The following is a 16,993-nucleotide window of genomic DNA, read 5'->3' as shown; positions in this document are numbered from 1 at the left end:
GGAAAAATCAAGATCTTAAGAAAAGAAATCTTCAAGGATTTGTTGCTTTTCTTAGTCGTGATGTTCCGCACCATGTCCTTCTAAGGCTTCACCAATATAGTTCGCTGCCAAAGTCGCAAAAATTAGCGCTTGAATGGCACTCAAGAATAAACCCAAAACCATCAGGGGCAGAGGAATAAACAGAGGTACCAGGAATACCAACACGGCAACCACCAGTTCATCCGCCAAAATGTTACCAAACAAACGGAAACTCAGGGAGAGGGGTTTGGTAAAATCTTCAATCACCCGAAATATAGCGAGGAAGGCAAGGGGTTGAGCGTAATCAGCAAAATAACCGACAAAGCCTTTTTTACTGATTCCGGCGTAGAAATACGCTAAAGACGTTAACAGGGCCAAGGCCACTGTCGTATTGATATCGCTGGTGGGGGCTGCTAATTCTCCTGAAGGAAGTTCGATCAACTTCCAAGGAATTAAGGCACCTGACCAGTTAGAGGCAAAGATGAATAAGAACAGTGTTCCAATGAAGGGAACCCAAGGACGATATTCTTTTTCCCCGATTTGGTCTTTAGCAAGGTTGCGAATGAATTCTAGGACGTACTCCATAAAATTCTGCATCCCACTGGGAATTCGCTGCACGTTGCTGCTGGCCAACACTGAGAAAATAATCAGCAAACCGATTACAAACCACGAAGTCAGAAAAATCTGACCATGCAGTTTTAAACCGCCGACTTCCCAATAAAGGTGATGGCCAACTTCCAAACTAGCGAGGGGAAGAGGATTGAAGATGTTTAAAACAGTCAGCATTTCCATTCAAGAGGCTTCCTCTACAGATTGAGGACTGGAGGATTCCGAAAACCACGCGACCTACTTCGGCTTCAAGCTGAACGCTGTCATGATTACATAGGACAAGAGGGCGACTTTGTAGGTGAGAAATCCTAAGAAAATCGGTAAAATCTGGAGTTGATGCCATCGAGTGGCTAAAATGATAAAACCCGCTAGGATTAAAATCCGGTTTTGGCCTAGTTTTCTTTTCTCTCTACCCAGTTTTTCCACATCTTGGCCGAGCATTCGCAAGTAGACTATGCCCACGCTCGCCCCGATTAAATAGTTGCAGGCAACTTCCAGGGAATAAAAACAGCAAACCGTAACAAAAATTACCCCAGTCGCAGCAAGGGTCATCAGCAACAATTGACGTTGCAACTGATAATACTCCAGCATAGAAGGGTCGGGTTCTACAGCAAGCTTAGACCCGGATTCGACTGTTTCCTCTGCGTTTGTCATAGTTACTTGGACAAGTTCACCTATTTTGAGTTCAGTCACAACTGATTGAGCCGCTCCGAAAAGCGGGCAGTTCTAACCTTCCCCAAGTTCACGCACAGGCGTATAACACGCTCTGTAAGCCACAATGAATCATATCATGTTGTGGGAACAGAACTTAAAAGAAAATTAATCAACAAGTAGGGTGCGTAAGCTCCGCGCACGCACCAACAACAAACTTAATCCCCCAATGCTGCTTGAATATTCTGTTTGAGGGTGCTAACAACATCCTCAATGGCGATTTCTTGGGCGTTGTGGGTGGCTCGTTCTACCCATTCCACCTTACCCGATTTAATTGAACGCCCGGTTACAATCCGATAGGGGATGCCAATTAAATCCGCATCTTTGAATTTTACCCCGGCCCGTTCATTGCGATCATCGAGTAAGGTTTCAATACCCGCTTGCTTCAATTCTGTATAGAGTTTTTCAGCTATTTCCATCTGTTGAACGTCGGTAATATTCGGAATCGCAATAATCACTTGATAAGGTGCGATCGCCACAGGCCAAATAATCCCATCTTTATCATAAGATTGTTCAACAGCCGATTGTGCTAACCGAGATACCCCAACGCCATAACATCCCATGACTAACGGTAATTCTTCTCCCTGTTCATTGGTAAAAGTTGCTCCCATTGCTTGAGAATATTTAATCCCCAGTTGGAAAATATGACCGACTTCAATTCCTCTCGCACTGTCTAAAATTTGGCTCGGATCATGAACAGCGCGATCGCCTTTTTGAGCTTTTCTAATATCTACAATACTTTTAGGTAACGTAAATTCTTTCCCCCAATTTGCTCCAACAACATGATATCCTGATTCATCCGCGCCAGTAACAAAATTCTTTAATTCAACGGCGGTTTGATCTACTATTCTGACAAATTTGGAATAGATACCCTCCTTCGGAGCGGAGGTAATATAACTATCTTCTAAATTAGGAGAAATATAGCCTAAAGGCAACGGTTTTGCTGCCCATTTTTCTTGAGCTTCTTGATCAGGAACTGTTAAAGATAATATCGTTTTCGCGCCAAATTCAGAAGCTAATTTAGTTAATTCATTTTGCAATTTAACTTCATTAACCTCCTGATCTCCGCGAATACTCACTAAAACTAAAACCGTTATCCCATTATCATAAGCAACTTGATAAAGAACATTCTTAACAATTTGGGTCGCAGAACATTTCAAGAAATTGGCTAAAGTTTCAATGGTGTTAGTATTGGGAGTTTCTAACTTTTGATATTCTGTAAAGCTAGAAAGTTCAGCATCAACCGGAAGGGATACAGCTTTTTCAGTATTAGCGGCATATTTGCCATCTTCGGTGTAGAGAACTTCATCTTCTCCCGCTTCTGCTAAGACCATAAATTCTTGAGAACCACTTCCTCCAATAGCTCCAGAATCAGCTTCTACGGCGCGATATTGTAACCCACAACGACTTAACATATTGCGATAAGCTTGATCCATATCTCGATAGGTTTTCTTCAAACTTTCCTCATCGCTATGGAAAGAATAACCATCTTTCATAATAAATTCTCGTCCCCGCATTAACCCAAACCGAGGACGAATTTCATCTCTAAACTTCGTTTGAATTTGATATAAATGAATCGGTAATTGTTGATGGGAACGAATCATTTCTTTCGCAATAGTTGTGATCACTTCCTCATGGGTGGGCCCTAATGCTAATTCCCGTTTACGACGGTCAGTGAGGGAAAACATAATTCCCTCGGCTTTAGTATAGGTATCCCACCGTCCCGACTCGCGCCAGAGTTCCGCAGGTTGAACTTGGGGAAGTAGACATTCTTGGGCTCCTGTGGCGTTCATTTCTTCTCGGACAATTTGAGAAACTTTTTGCAGAACTCGCCACATTAAAGGAAGATAAGCATAAATTCCACTTCCGATGCGCCGGATATATCCAGCACGGACTAATAGTTTATGACTGGGAATTTCTGCTTCTTTGGGATCTTCCCGCAGGGTGACAAATAGCATTTGAGACAGTCGCATCGTTATGTTTCCTAAATTAAACACCAATTTATTATTATTGCAGAATAGCGTTAAATTAGTATTATCGAATTTTGGACTAGAGTTAGGGAAATTCAAACCCTCAGCCAATCTTTTTGTATAAGTCCTTCTTTTTTCGACGAAATCTAAATCCTCACTCAACAGCTTTTTACATTTAGATGAATTAACGGTTAATCATTAAACCCTTTATTAACTCTAGTTTTTTCATTAACCCTTCCTGATCTATCCAACCCACATAGCCACCGAATTGAAGTTCATTATCACTATAAATTTTTGAGATTTAATATTTTTTTTAGACTAAACCATTATTGTCAAGTTGATTCAAAATATTATTAGTAATTAATCTAGCAGTGTGAGGACAATTCCAATAACTATTATGGGCATCACTAGAACTCACAGCCATTGCTAAGTCATTTTGACCTAAACTTCTAGCTATTTTTTCAACCCAGTTAGCATCCTCTAATAAATACTCATCTTCAAATTTTAGATAACTATTTTCAGCCAGATGTAAATTCGCTTTTAAAGGATAAGCCATTAAGTCGGAACCATGAATTAAATTAAGCCATCTTAAAGGCTGTTCAGAAGAATAGGAATGAGCAAATTGCTCGACTTTTTCGGGACGTACATCTAACATCGTATTAATCAATAAAATGGGCGAACCTATGAGCGTGATACTGCTCAAATTAACCTGATGTTTAAGTTTCACATCTGTATCTGTCTGATTTTCCAATTGTCGAATCATAGCTCGAATCGATAAAGCGGGATCTTTCGCTGAAAATCGATCTGAAAATAAAACATCCCATAGAATTACAGTTCCTAACGAATGGGCAACAATATGAAGTTCAGAATTATTAGGGTTTTCCTCGATAAAATCATAGAGTTGTTCAGCGATGGTTTTGCGAATTTTTCGACCCTTATCAGGATTCATATAGGTAAAGAAATCCCCGATAAATTGAGAAAAGAAACCTTCTCTAAACGATCGATATTTCAAAAACTCTTCACTATCACTTTTAGAATATTTCTTTTTAACGGCTGCTAAATCTTCATCAATACCATTCCATATTTTCCCCATATCCGTTAAAGCAGAACCCCAAAAACTAGCATAAAAATGAGGATTCTTTTCTTCCCGGTGACTAAATTCTGCTTTGATCAGTTGTTGTAAATTTGATGAGTAGCAAGCATCTCTTGTGGCGACACCATGAATAAAAAATACAAGCATAATCGAGAATTGGTAAAGTGTTTCTGGGTTGGGTTAGTATTTAATTATAGCATAGCAATTATAAATGATTAAACCAATTTTGATCAATTTCAACAACTTCAATCATTTTTGTTTCGACTCCTAAATTCAAATCTTTGAGAATTTGACAAAGTTGTTCCCCATCAATTAAATCCAATACAGGCGCACCGTCACGGGTTGCTTCTTGTTTGGCTGAACTGGTAAAAGTTCCTGTGGTTAGAAATAAACCTTTATCGGTTCTTCCTACCATAGCACCTCGGAAATCTCGAATTTCAGAAGGGCCAACAGAACCCGTATAACGTTTACATTGAAAGAATACTTGAAAACTCAAAAGGGCAATTTTTAAGACTCCTATTCCATCAATTCCCCCATCTCCTTTTCTTCCGGTTACTTCAACTTTAATAAATCCAGATTCTCTTAAAATTCGTTGACATAACCGTTCAAAACTATCAGGAGGAATTTGTTGCAAAACTTTCAATAGTTTTTCTATCCAAATATCTGAATCTACCGGAATTTTACTATTATCTTTTATAAAATCACGCTCTGATTTATCATTTGTAATAGGAAAATCAGCAGGATCAATTATTATTTCTTGATTATTTTCTAAATCATTTTGACCATCAGAAACTAATTTGAATTTCTGTTTCGTTGATTTTTGGACAGCTTTATTGATTTCTGTAATATCAATTGCTTCGAGGTTACGTCCTTTTTCTGTTAAAGACCAGACCCCTCGACGTACATTTTCTAATGCGCCATAAATTCTTAAATTAGTTCTAGCCCAAGCTAAACGATAAGCTATTTCTGTATTCGGCCCTTGTTTATGCAGTATATTTTGTTGAACATCTGAAAAATTTTCAAGTTCGCAGACTTTATCATAAATTTCCTGAACAGTTCCAGAACCGCCCAAAGTTTTTAGAGCTTTTATGAGTGGTTCTATCAAATCACTAAGGGTTGGAATAATAGGGGATTGATTCATTTTTTTAGGAGTTGCGATCGCACTAATTTAATAAATTTCAATAAGATGATCTAGCTTAACATTCTTCTGAACTATAAAATTAGGCTGTAGAAAAATTATAGCTTGATGCGATCGCGTCAAGCTGCTATGCTACACTATAAGTTAGAGGCATCTATCCTGAAGCCGAGGTGAAACGTCAAACAGTAGAAACAATTTTCTATGATATTTATTCTTTTTTTAGCAAGTTGTGTGCCTATTCAAAGCATTTTTAAGTAGAGTTTAGAAAAATAATTCAACTATAAAAAATTCCTCATGCTTAAGCAAATTAACTTAAAAAACTGGAAAAGTTTTAAAGATGCAACATTATATATTGATCCAATTACTATTTTAATTGGAACTAATTCTAGTGGCAAATCTAATGTTATTGATGCTTTGGATTTTTTAAGTCGCATTCCCGAAGCAAAATCTTTAGAATCTGCTTTAATGGGTGATAGTCATACCCCAGGAATTCGAGGGGGGTTAGAATGGGTAGTTAGAAAACCGGAAACTCAGTTTACTTTAGAAGCTGTTGTTAGTGGAGAATATGAACAAGTTGAATTTGATTGTCTTTATAGCGTTACAACTGAAATAGAACCTAAAATACAATTAATTAATGAATTTATAAAATTACTTAAATCTAATGAAAATAACGAAATTAATAACTCATCAGAAAATACGGTCAGTCGTATAGATTCATTTCCACATCCCTCTTTGAGTGGGATAAAAATGACTCTTGGAAAGTATGAATTATCAGCATTAAACAAATTGTTTCCTAGCACTCAATTTATTTTGATGAATCAGAAATATCTGCCCTTTTATAATTTTTATTCTTCTTGGACTACGCTTTGGAGTCATACTACTACTATAGAAGTTCTAAAAAAAATATTTATTATTAACCCTATTCCTCAGAACATGAGAGACTATTCTCCCCTATCAAAAACTTTAGAACAAGATGGCTCAAATATTGCTGGAGTTTTAGCGGCTCTTCCTGAACCGGAAAAAGAAAAAATAGAACAAACTTTACTGAATTATTTATCCCAACTTCCTGAAGGAGATTTACAACGAGTTTGGGCTGAACCTGTGGGAAGATTAGGTAGTGATGCGATGTTATATTGTGAAGAAAAATGGGGTGAAAATCAAGAACCTTTATTAGTAGATGCGAGGGGAATGTCCGATGGAACATTAAGATTTTTAGCGATTTTAACCGCTTTATTAACTCGTCCCGAAGGCAGTTTGATTGTGATTGAAGAAGTCGATAATGGTTTACATCCTTCCCGCGCTGGTTTACTTTTACAAATGTTACGAGAAATTGGTAAAAACCGCAATATCGATATTTTAGTTACGACTCATAACCCGGCTTTAATGGATGAATTAACTCCTGATTTTATTCCTTTTGTCATGGTTGCTTATCGAGATCAAGATACCGGAGAAAGCCAGTTAATTCCCTTAGATGAAATTGAAAATCTACCGAAATTAATGGCTTCGGGTTCTTTAGGAAAAATCACCCAAGAGGGATTATTAGAAAAAAGTTTAGCTAAACATCGGGAATAGAAATGGTGAGAAAAGTATTGATTTTTGATACTTCTATCCTGTGTGTTTGGTTAGGAGTTCCCGGTAAACAAACCTGTGGTTCAAAAGAAAATTATTGGGATAAAGCCAAAGTTGAGAAAATTTTACAACAGGAAGAAAAATTAAAAACAACGTTTGTTTTACCCTTAGCTTCTATTATTGAAACGGGAAATCATATTGCCCAATCTTCTAATCTACGATATGAAACTGCTCTAAAATTAGCAGAATTAATGAAATTAACGGCTGATAATCAAACCCCTTGGGCTGCATTTACCCAACAGTCAGAGTTATGGAATTCTGAACAAATTAAACAACTAGCGGATGAATTTCCTCAGTTAGCCACGCAAAAATTATCCCTTGGAGATGCAACCATTAAGCGAGTTGCAGATTATTATGCCAAGTCGGGTTATGAAGTCGAAATTCTGACGGGAGATGGAGGATTAAAATCCTATGAACCAGCAAAACCTCCTTTAATTCCTCGGCGCAAACAGAAGTAACTCCTTTCCCTTTAAAGCGTGAAAATCGGGTTGACACTTGTGAGGTAATAAGCTATCTTTATATTTAAAGTTGAATTATATATGATTTGACTTTAAATAAAATTAAAATAAAACAATGTTAATTCGGTTTACTGTAGAAAATTTTCTATCTTTTAACCAAAGAACTGAATTTACGATGATTGCTTCTCCTGACAACAATCATCCTCATCATGTTGTTCAAGAAGATAACAAAGAATCCATTAGATTATTAAGAACTTCTGTGATTTATGGAACTAATAATGCTGGTAAATCTAACCTGATTAAAGCGATGAAATTTGCTCAAGATTTTATTGTAGATGGCGTTGATAAAAATAAAAATATAAAAGTTAGTTCATTTAAACGTGATCAAGATTCTTTAAAAAAGCCCTCTCGGTTTGAACTTGAGTTTAGACATCATCAAAAACAGTATGCTTACGGATTTATCATTGATGCTACTCAAGTTTATGAAGAATGGTTATTTGAAATAGGTATTAATCAAGAAGAAAGCATTTATGAAAGAAATGGTAATGATTATAAATTTAACTTTAAACATTCTCTATTTAGAAGCATAAAAGATAAAGAAAAAACTAGAATTGAATTTGAGTCAGAAAGTACCAGGCAAAATTTATTGTTCTTAACAAATTGTAAAGAACGTAGGATTGAATATTTTGAAAATATTTATAATTGGTTCTCAAATGTATTAACAATTTTATTCCCTGAAAGTAAACCTTTTGCACTTCCGTTACTGTTAAAGGACAATGAAAAATCATTGAACCAAGGTTTTTTTAAAAAATTTAATAAATTATTAAAATCTTTGGATTTAGGAATAGAAAGAGTAGATATTAATGAGATTGATTTAGAAAAGTATGAGAGAATTCCACTGGAAGTTAAAGAAATGATTCAAGAAGAATTCCCTTATCATGATGAAACAGCTAATGCAATATTTGTTTTAGCGAGAAATAAAGGGAGCAGTTTAATGATTCGATCTATTCCAAGTTCAAAAGCTTTAAAAGTTATGAACTTGGTTATAATTAAGCATGATAAAAATAAAAAAGAAGTTTTGTTTGAAATTGAAGAAGAATCAGATGGAACCCAAAGAATTATAGATTTAATTCCGATGTTAATTAAACTCTCTCAAGGCGATGTTGTTTTTGTGATTGATGAAATAGAAAGAAGCCTTCATGTATTGTTAGCACGGAAAATATTTGAGCTTTTTCTCAATTTTGAAATAGAGAATCAAAATCAAAATGATAAATTGCATAATAGCCAATTAATTGCTACAACACATCAAGTGACTCTTTTGGATATTAAAGAACTTTTTAGAAAAGATGAAATTTGGTTTATTGAACAAGATAAACATGGACAATCAATTGCTTATTCTCTTGCAAACACCCATGTAGAAAATTTAGATTTAGTTAAAGGTTATATTAACGGTCGGTTTGGAGCTATCCCTTTTTTCAGAGATATTAAAAATGATGAAGAACCAGTTTTGGCTAAATAGGGGATAAAAAAATGCCTAGAGAAAGAAATACTGATTATCAGCGACAAGCTATTGATATTGCTGATAAATGTAAAAATGGGAACTGGAAAATTTATGTTATTGCAACAGAAGGGGATAAGACAGAGTATTTTTATTTTCAAGAGCTAATTAAGCAATACAGTATAAGATTAAACGGGAAGAATATTCATTTAGAATATGTTGATAGAGACAAGTCTGGAGACTCTGCTCCTGGATCTGTTCGTGAAAAATTAAGGCAATTTTATAATTCTTTGGTGGATCAGTATAATATCCAAGAATATGATGAGTTTTGGATGATTATTGATACAGATGATTATAATAATCGTAAAAAACAAATTCAAGAATCAATAAATTTATGTGAGATAAATCAAAATTTTAAAATGGGATTGAGTAACCCTTGCTTTGAACTTTGGTTAATTCTGCATTTTGTAGATGCTGATCATCAATTTGAGAAAGGTAATAATCCTAAAAAAGGTAAAACCCATAAAAAACAGGAAGTCAAACAACTTACAATCAGGGAATCTATTGAAAAGAAAGGAATCAAAGGTAGACCTAAACTTTGTAAAAATGTTCTTGATGATATCCACCCAGATAAATCTAATTACTATAAAGAATTTATCAAAGGTAAGTATCTACTTGCTGCAATTGAACGAGCTAGAAAACTAGCAGACTGTCATCCAACTGATGAGGACTTTCCTCAAAGAATCGGTACAATGGTTTATAAACTTTTAGAACAGTTTTCAGAATTATTTGAACAATTAGATTAAAGCTTCCATCGATTTATTCCTAACCCCAATAAATAAAGGGTATGACATCGCCATACCCTAATTATTTTAATCCTTAAAATTCAGCAAACCATCCCTGTAGAGACGTTGTATACAACGTCTCTACGAGAATTTATTTGGCTTTAGCAACGTCCATAACTTCATCTAACAACGTGCCAGATTCTTCCATCTTGCCAATGTCAAGAATCGTTTTAATCACAGAGTCAGGGTTCAAACTCATGGAGTCAATTCCCAGTTCAACTAAGAAGCGGGCAAACTCTGGATAATCGCTAGGTGCTTGACCACAAATCCCAATCTTGCGACCATATTTTTTAGCCGCTTTAATCGCAATTGTCACCATCCGACGAACAGCTTCATTCCGTTCATCAAAAATATGAGCAACTAACGCAGAATCTCGGTCTAACCCTAACGTTAATTGAGTTAAATCGTTAGACCCAATGGAGAATCCGTCGAACACTTGGGCAAATTCATCGGCGAAAATCACGTTACTGGGAAGTTCACACATCACATAAACTTGCAGCCCATTAACGCCGCGTTTCAACCCGTATTTTTCCATTTCTGCTAACACTTTGCGACCTTCTTCAGGAGTGCGACAGAAAGGAATCATCGGGGTAACATTGGTTAAACCCATTTCGTCCCGAACTCGTTTTAGGGCGACACATTCTAACCCATAAGCTTCGCGGTAGTTGGGGTCATAGTAACGAGAGGCGCCCCGCCAACCAATCATCGGGTTTTCTTCTTTGGGCTCAAACTGACGGCCACCTAACAGGTTCGCGTATTCGTTGCTCTTGAAGTCGGACATCCGTACAATTACGGGATTCGGATAGAATGCCGCCGCAATCATCCCAATGCCATGAGCTAGTTTATCAACGAAGAAGTCCGGTTTATGGTCGTAGAGTTTTGTCAGTTCGGCAATTTCCCGTTTGGCTAACTCATCTTCGAGTTGGTCAAATTTCAACAACGCTAACGGGTGGGCTTTAATATGGTTAGCGATAATAAACTCAAGCCGCGCTAACCCGACACCATCGCAGGGAATACCGGATAACCCAAAAGCTTCTTCCGGGTTGCCCACGTTCATTAAAATTTTCGTGCGGGTTTTGGGCAGATTATCGAGAACGGTTTCTTGGACTTCAAAGGGAACTAACCCCTGATAAACCCGACCTTCTTCTCCTTCAGAACAGGAAACGGTAATTTCTTGGCCGTTTTTAATCACCGATGTGGCATCACCGCAACCGACAATCGCCGGAATTCCCATTTCACGGGCAATAATCGCCGCGTGGCACGTCCGTCCGCCTGCGTTGGTGACAATCGCGCTGGATTTCTTCATAATCGGTTCCCAGTCGGGGTCAGTCTTATTGGTGACTAACACTTCACCCGCTTGGAATTCATCAATTTTATGCACATCCAGAATCACCCGCGCTTTCCCTTGACCAATCATTTCGCCAACGGCGCGACCGCGAGACAGAACTTTACCGGTGCCTTGGAGTTTAAAGTTTCTCAAAACCGAACCGGATTTCTGGGATTGTACGGTTTCAGGACGGGCTTGGACGATAAATAATTGTCCGGTAATTCCATCTTTCGCCCATTCAATATCCATCGGAGTATAAGTACCCCGAACTTGCGAATAGTGGTTTTCAATAATACAAGCCCACTTCGCTAATAGCAGAATCTCATCATCGTTAATACAGTATTTATCCCGTTCCGATTGCGGAACTGAGATATTTTTGGTTAGTTTAGTACCTCCGATGTCATAGACCATCTTCAGTTCTTTGCTGCCTAAGCGTTTTTCTAAGATGGGACGGAAGCCTTGTAATAAAGTCGGTTTGAAAACGAAATATTCATCGGGGTTAACCGTGCCTTGAACTACGTTTTCTCCTAACCCATAGGCCCCAGTTACTAAAGCAGCATTTTTGAATCCGGTTTCGGTATCAATGGAGAACATCACCCCAGAACTGGCGAGGTCAGACCGCACCATTTTTTGCACACCAACGGATAAGGCAACATTAAAATGATCGAAACCTTTAATGGTACGATAGGAAATTGCCCGGTCGGTGAAAATAGAGGCAAAACATTTATGGCAGGATTCTAAAACCCCTTCTTCGCTATAAACGTTTAAGTAAGTTTCTTGCTGTCCGGCAAAACTGGCATCGGGTAAGTCTTCGGCGGTGGCGGAGGAACGGACAGCAACGTCTACATCATTAGCATAACGTTTGCATTCTTCCTTGTATTCTTCACCAAATTGCTTGCAAAAATCCCCATCTGTACTGTAGCGTTCACAAAGTTTTTTATAAGCGCTGGTAATCGCTTCTTCTAAGTCGGGTGGAAACGGAGTGTCAAGGATTAATGAACGGGCTTGTTTGCCGCGTTGCCGCAAATTCGGCATATCTTCAACGTCGAGGTCTGCAAATAGTTCTCGTAGTTTTTTCTCTAAACCCGCAGACTCAATAAAATAACGATAAGCATAAGCAGTGGTGGCAAATCCATTGGGAACATTTACGCCTTGGCGGGTGAGTTGTTGAATCATTTCACCCAAAGATGCGTTTTTTCCACCTACTAAGGGAATATCAGAAATTCCAACTTCATCAAACCAAAGCACAAACGCTTTTTCTTTGGCTTCTGAATTTACTGTTGCAGTCGTTGCATAAGCGTCAACCATTTTAAAATTCCTCCAATTGGAATGACTGTTTTATTAGAATTCAGTCAATCTTTTTGCTTATTTAAGTTCAAACTTAGGTCAGAATGTGTTTATCCTTACCCGTACATTCTGAGTTAACTTGCTGTGAACTACCCACACTTACTCGTAGAGAAGTGTGGGCTTCTGATTTCTCAGCCCGATGCCCTTTTACCTTGCGGTTATCCGGTCTTACACAGGCTCCATCAGCAGAGACGGGGTGNGGTTGCTAGTTTTAAGCTTTTTCCTGTTTCTTGATAGTGCTGAATACAGGCATTTAAGGCAAAATTCCAATACCATCTTGCACACCCATAAGACTTGGCTAATGCCAATTCCTGTTCCGGTGTTGGGTATAGTCTAACCTTTACTGCCTTAAGCACTTTAAATCACCCCCTTTTTTGATTATAATCAATTATTGAAAATTATTGAACATTTTAGTTCCTGACCGCAACTCATCCCACGCTGCCCTAACGGGTCAGACGTGGGGCACTATGAGCGGATGAAGCTAAATCACTCGATACTTAATGGAATGTTTAGAACTTCTGAATCTGGAATCGGTGAACTTTACAGTTCTTAAGATTAGGTTTTGTTTTTTTCTCTCTAGGTGTGAACTTTCGGTCTCAACCGAGGGTTTGTTTTCCCTCTATCTAAAAGGTTACTACTTTCTATCATTATTTCAATATAGGTTCTTTTTGTTCATATAGTTACTAAAAGTAAAGAAATGTTATTACTACGGCATTCTAGGCTATTCTTAAAAAAGATTAAATCCTCAAAACTCTTGGGATTAACGTTAAAAAATGTTGCAAACAAATGTTAACACTTGTATCGAAAAGCCAAACTTCGGTTCTCTAAGCTGTCTAAGTCAAAATACTTGTCCGATTCAATATATTGTGCAACTCATCAGCAGCAAATGGTCAGTTTTAATTTTGCGCGAGTTATTAATTGGGAATCGTCGCACCCATGAATTTTTAGACGCTTTACCTGGATTGAGTCCGAAAACCTTGACAATTCGCCTACGAAAATTAGAAAAATATGGTATTATTGAAAGGAGGGTTTACGCAGAAATTCCCCCTCATGTTGAATATTCTTTGACCGCGAAAGGAAGACAACTGCAACCTGTATTAGTCGCGCTCAAAAAAGCCGGAGAACAATTATTAGAGCAAAAACTCTGTGGGTGTTCGATAGAACCCTAAAATGGATATTAAGCATTCTACATTAAAGGATTACTGCTTTTAATATTTTCGCTAAACCGTTCAATCACTAATCGTAAAATCGATAATCCTAAAACAATTAAAAATAGAATTAACCCGATAGTACAAGCATAACCGAATTCTAACTGTTGGAATCCTCGGTCATACAAATAGTAAACAATTGTTTTTGAACTATTTCTGGGCCCTCCTTGGGTCATAATATAAACTTCTTCAAACACCTTCGTTGAGGAAATAGCGGAAATTACCCCAACTAAAACCATGTAAGGTTTCATCAACGGTAACGTAATATCCCAATGTTTTCTAAACCCATCAGAACCATCAATACTAGCCGCTTCATAAAGTTCTAAGGGAATTCCTTGTAATCCCGCTAAATAGATGACCATATAATAACCTAAGCCTTTCCAAATTGTCACCGCCATCACACTGAATAAGGCGACATTGGGACTGGTTAACCAAGGAATAGGAGGAAGAGAAATTGCATTCAAGAATTGATTGAAAAACCCATTTTCTGCATATAACCATTTCCAAGCAATACCCGCCACCACCATTGAAATCACAACCGGAACATAATAGGCGGTTCTAAATCCATTAATTCCGCGTAATTTTTGATTGACTAAAATTGCTAATCCTAAAGGTGCAAATACTAAAATCGGAACAACTATAATCAAATACAGAAATGTGTTTTTTAAGGTTTCCCAAAAAACCTCATCTGTCCATAACCGTTGAAAATTCTTTAACCCCACCCATTCCGGCGGCGTCAGCAAATCATAACTAAACAAACTCAAATAAAAGGCTTGTAACGCTGGCCAGAATACCGTTAAGGTCAGCATTAATAAAGCTGGAAATAAAAATAAATAAGGCGTGAAAACAGGTTTAAACTTTAACATACTCCGTAGGATGGGCTTTGCCCATCAAAACCCCCCTTAAAATCCTATCATAAGCTGTCACACATATAACTTACTGAATAGGGAATAGTAAAGGGTTTTGTGCTAATTAAAGATTCAGTTTAAATACTGATTAGCTTAATTTTAAAATATAATTTGATTTGAAGATAGGGTAATGGTAGTTATATATAGCAATCCGTTTAGGATTTGTGAAAAAATTCTGTAGGGGTTTGGTTTCCAAACCCTCTTTGCGCCTGGGTTGGGTCTCCCAACCCCTACGATAAAATATTACAACCTATTCGTAATTCGTAATTCGTAACGGTTAATCGGGTTTTAACTCAGAAAATAACTGATTCCAATTTTCTGACCCTTGACTATTTTGTTCTGCTTTAACTTCAAAGGTGGTATTAAAAGCTTTGGGTTGAGTTAAAGCTTGGATACATAATTCAGCAATATCATCTCGGCTAACTTGTCCTTTAATGGTATCCCCTTGAGCCAATATTAAAGTAGCGCCTCCTGGTTGTTCAGTTAATGCACAGGGACGAATAATTGTATAGGGAATACCGCTAGAACGAATAACATCTTCTCCTCGTAATTTCCAGGTTAAAATTCCCCCCAATTGTTCATTTAAACGCACCGCCGGAGGTTCTTCTTCTAAATTTAATCCCGGTTTCCCTGGACGAGTTACTCCCGCCGAACTCACCTGAACAAACCGAGGTAATATGTTTCCGCCATAAGCTTTAATAGACTCAATTTCTAATTGAAAGAGTCCCGGTTCAAATTTAGGATTTAACGCCCCATCATATTGAAATTTACTCAACATTAACTGCAAAGAAAATACTTGATTAGGATTAAACGGTTTTCCCTCTTGTAATGTTTTAGCACGGAATACGGGGATTAATTTATCAAAAGGAATGCGAATCGTAATTGGAATATTGTAAACCGTATCAAACGAATAACAATAACCGACACTATCCCAGCCATCATTACAACGAATAATAAATTTATAGCGTTTTCCATCCCCCTTAACTCGTAATTCAATTCCTTGATAATCAGATAAATTTAAAGGCGGTTCAAAATTGCGAGTTCTAACCGAAACAAACCCCCCAGAATTCGCCGTTGAAACATATCCTGTAAACACGGCACTATCCGAGGTTAATTTTAAGGAACTTTCGCTAATACCTCCCATAACAATATCATCTAATGCACCCCAAATTTCCTTGATTTCCTCAGTGGGTTGAGTAAAATCAAACAGAATTTTTTCTCCCGCATTTCTCAAAGTTTTAGGGAGTGCATAAATTAAATTTTGAATGCCTTTATATTCGACTAATTCCGGTACATCAACGACTTCCGGCAGATAAAACTTAATTCCTTGATAATATTTTTCTCGGTTGGGAGTATCCCCTTCAACGGGTTGTACTTTCGTTCCACTACAACAAATAATCGCGGTAATATCTTGAAAAATCTCAGAGTTTAGGGTTTGAGGAATTGTCAAATCGGCTTCAATTAATTCTACTGTATTTCCTAATAGTGTTCTAGCTCTGTTCGCATCTCGAACCAAACAACGTACTTTGATTCCTTGTTGTTGTAAGCGTTGAACAACTCGTTTTCCGACTCCCCCCGTCGCACCAACTACTAATATAATATTCGGTTTTTCTTGCCGTTTTTTTGTCCCTCCACCCCATAAATTTTGTATCCAGCTAATATTCCCAATAAAGGGAATAACTCTAAAATAAGCGAGGGTTTTGAGGAACCGACCGCCATCCCATTGTCCTTTTTGTTGCTCGGCCATCGCCTTCTCCGTATAATTTTGTTAAGGGACTGTCCTAATAGATTAAGATATGTAACAAATTCAATGGTAACAGAAGAAAGGCAAAGTTGCTCAAGGTCGGTAAAAGGGGTAACTCAACAGGTAAAGGGCAAAAATCCAAACCACGAGATTCACCTTCCCCTAGAATAAACATCTGTGTTAAGGTATCTGTTGATTAAATTTAGCGAATGACAATGGAAAGTATTGATTTAGAAACGGCGATCCCCGTTGGAATCGCCTTAATGATTATTCTGGGTAGTTTCTTAATGATGTTTACCAATTTTTGGACAACAGCTTTAAAAAAAAATAAATAGTAATGAGTAGGAGTTAACCCTTTAGACAGAGATCAATTAAAAAATTCCTGAATTCATCTACTATTTTATTGAGATTGTGAATGTTCTGGATAATCGAAAGGGAGAGAAAATTTCACATTTCCAATAAAAACGTTATAGTGAAGAAGTCCAGAACA

At 37.4% G+C, this 16,993-nt stretch carries 14 protein-coding genes; 5 read left to right on the top strand and 9 right to left on the bottom strand.

From position 1 onward, the window contains the following. Positions 1-51: 51 nt before the first annotated feature. The 5 genes from atpB to PL8927_RS00890 all read right to left on the bottom strand — a co-directional run bounded on the left by atpB (position 52) and on the right by PL8927_RS00890 (position 5,542). Positions 52-810, bottom strand: coding sequence for a F0F1 ATP synthase subunit A (atpB, locus tag PL8927_RS00910; RefSeq protein ID WP_197047271.1), 759 nt, complete (start codon positions 808-810; stop codon positions 52-54). Positions 811-864: 54 nt separating this feature from the next. Continuing rightward, positions 865-1,281, bottom strand: a complete 417-nt coding sequence (locus PL8927_RS00905; RefSeq protein ID WP_083616822.1) for an ATP synthase subunit I — start codon at positions 1,279-1,281, stop codon at positions 865-867. 215 nt (positions 1,282-1,496) lie between these two features. After that, positions 1,497-3,311, bottom strand: coding sequence for a proline--tRNA ligase (gene proS / locus PL8927_RS00900; RefSeq protein WP_083616595.1), 1,815 nt, complete (start codon positions 3,309-3,311; stop codon positions 1,497-1,499). Positions 3,312-3,621: 310 nt separating this feature from the next. After that, entirely contained in the window at positions 3,622-4,548 is a 927-nt protein-coding gene (locus tag PL8927_RS00895; protein ID WP_083616593.1) for an alpha/beta hydrolase family protein, read from the bottom strand. A 58-nt stretch (positions 4,549-4,606) separates the two neighbouring features. Then, entirely contained in the window at positions 4,607-5,542 is a 936-nt protein-coding gene (locus PL8927_RS00890; protein WP_083616591.1) for a restriction endonuclease, read from the bottom strand. 291 nt (positions 5,543-5,833) lie between these two features. On the opposite strand from PL8927_RS00890, the gene PL8927_RS00885 reads away from it, so the two are divergent. From PL8927_RS00885 to PL8927_RS00870, 4 genes are all read left to right on the top strand, one after another. Beyond that, positions 5,834-7,111, top strand: coding sequence for an AAA family ATPase (locus tag PL8927_RS00885; RefSeq protein ID WP_083616589.1), 1,278 nt, complete (start codon positions 5,834-5,836; stop codon positions 7,109-7,111). 2 nt (positions 7,112-7,113) lie between these two features. Next, positions 7,114-7,626, top strand: coding sequence for a hypothetical protein (locus PL8927_RS00880; RefSeq protein WP_197047270.1), 513 nt, complete (start codon positions 7,114-7,116; stop codon positions 7,624-7,626). Positions 7,627-7,741: 115 nt separating this feature from the next. Further along, on the top strand, positions 7,742-9,145 hold the full coding sequence (locus tag PL8927_RS00875; protein WP_083616587.1) for an AAA family ATPase: 1,404 nt from the start codon (positions 7,742-7,744) through the stop codon (positions 9,143-9,145). A gap of 11 nt (positions 9,146-9,156) precedes the next feature. After that, a complete protein-coding gene (locus tag PL8927_RS00870; protein WP_083616585.1) occupies positions 9,157-9,930 on the top strand; it encodes an RloB family protein in 774 nt (257 codons plus the stop codon). Positions 9,931-10,060: 130 nt separating this feature from the next. Here the strand turns inward: PL8927_RS00870 and ppsA are convergent, their stop codons facing one another. After that, entirely contained in the window at positions 10,061-12,604 is a 2,544-nt protein-coding gene (gene ppsA / locus PL8927_RS00865; RefSeq protein ID WP_083616583.1) for a phosphoenolpyruvate synthase, read from the bottom strand. Positions 12,605-12,825: 221 nt separating this feature from the next. Beyond that, positions 12,826-12,999, bottom strand: a complete 174-nt coding sequence (locus PL8927_RS00860) for a helix-turn-helix domain-containing protein (RefSeq protein ID WP_331281788.1) — start codon at positions 12,997-12,999, stop codon at positions 12,826-12,828. A gap of 417 nt (positions 13,000-13,416) precedes the next feature. On the opposite strand from PL8927_RS00860, the gene PL8927_RS00855 reads away from it, so the two are divergent. Continuing rightward, positions 13,417-13,812 (top strand): winged helix-turn-helix transcriptional regulator, encoded by a 396-nt coding sequence (locus tag PL8927_RS00855; RefSeq protein ID WP_083616581.1) that lies wholly within the window; start codon positions 13,417-13,419, stop codon positions 13,810-13,812. A gap of 17 nt (positions 13,813-13,829) precedes the next feature. Here PL8927_RS00855 and PL8927_RS00850 read toward each other — a convergent pair whose 3' ends face one another. Beyond that, positions 13,830-14,717 carry a carbohydrate ABC transporter permease gene (locus tag PL8927_RS00850; RefSeq protein WP_083616579.1) on the bottom strand — a complete coding sequence of 296 codons (888 nt, stop codon included), beginning with the start codon at positions 14,715-14,717 and terminating at the stop codon, positions 13,830-13,832. A gap of 319 nt (positions 14,718-15,036) precedes the next feature. After that, positions 15,037-16,506, bottom strand: coding sequence for a CIA30 family protein (locus PL8927_RS00845; protein ID WP_083616577.1), 1,470 nt, complete (start codon positions 16,504-16,506; stop codon positions 15,037-15,039). Between the last annotated feature and the right edge of the window lie 487 nt (positions 16,507-16,993).

The sequence above is a fragment of the Planktothrix serta PCC 8927 genome, assembly GCF_900010725.2.
Taxonomy (GTDB): domain Bacteria; phylum Cyanobacteriota; class Cyanobacteriia; order Cyanobacteriales; family Microcoleaceae; genus Planktothrix; species Planktothrix serta.
Note: the sequence above shows the minus strand (reverse complement) of the source record. Positions and strands in the feature narration are given on the sequence as shown.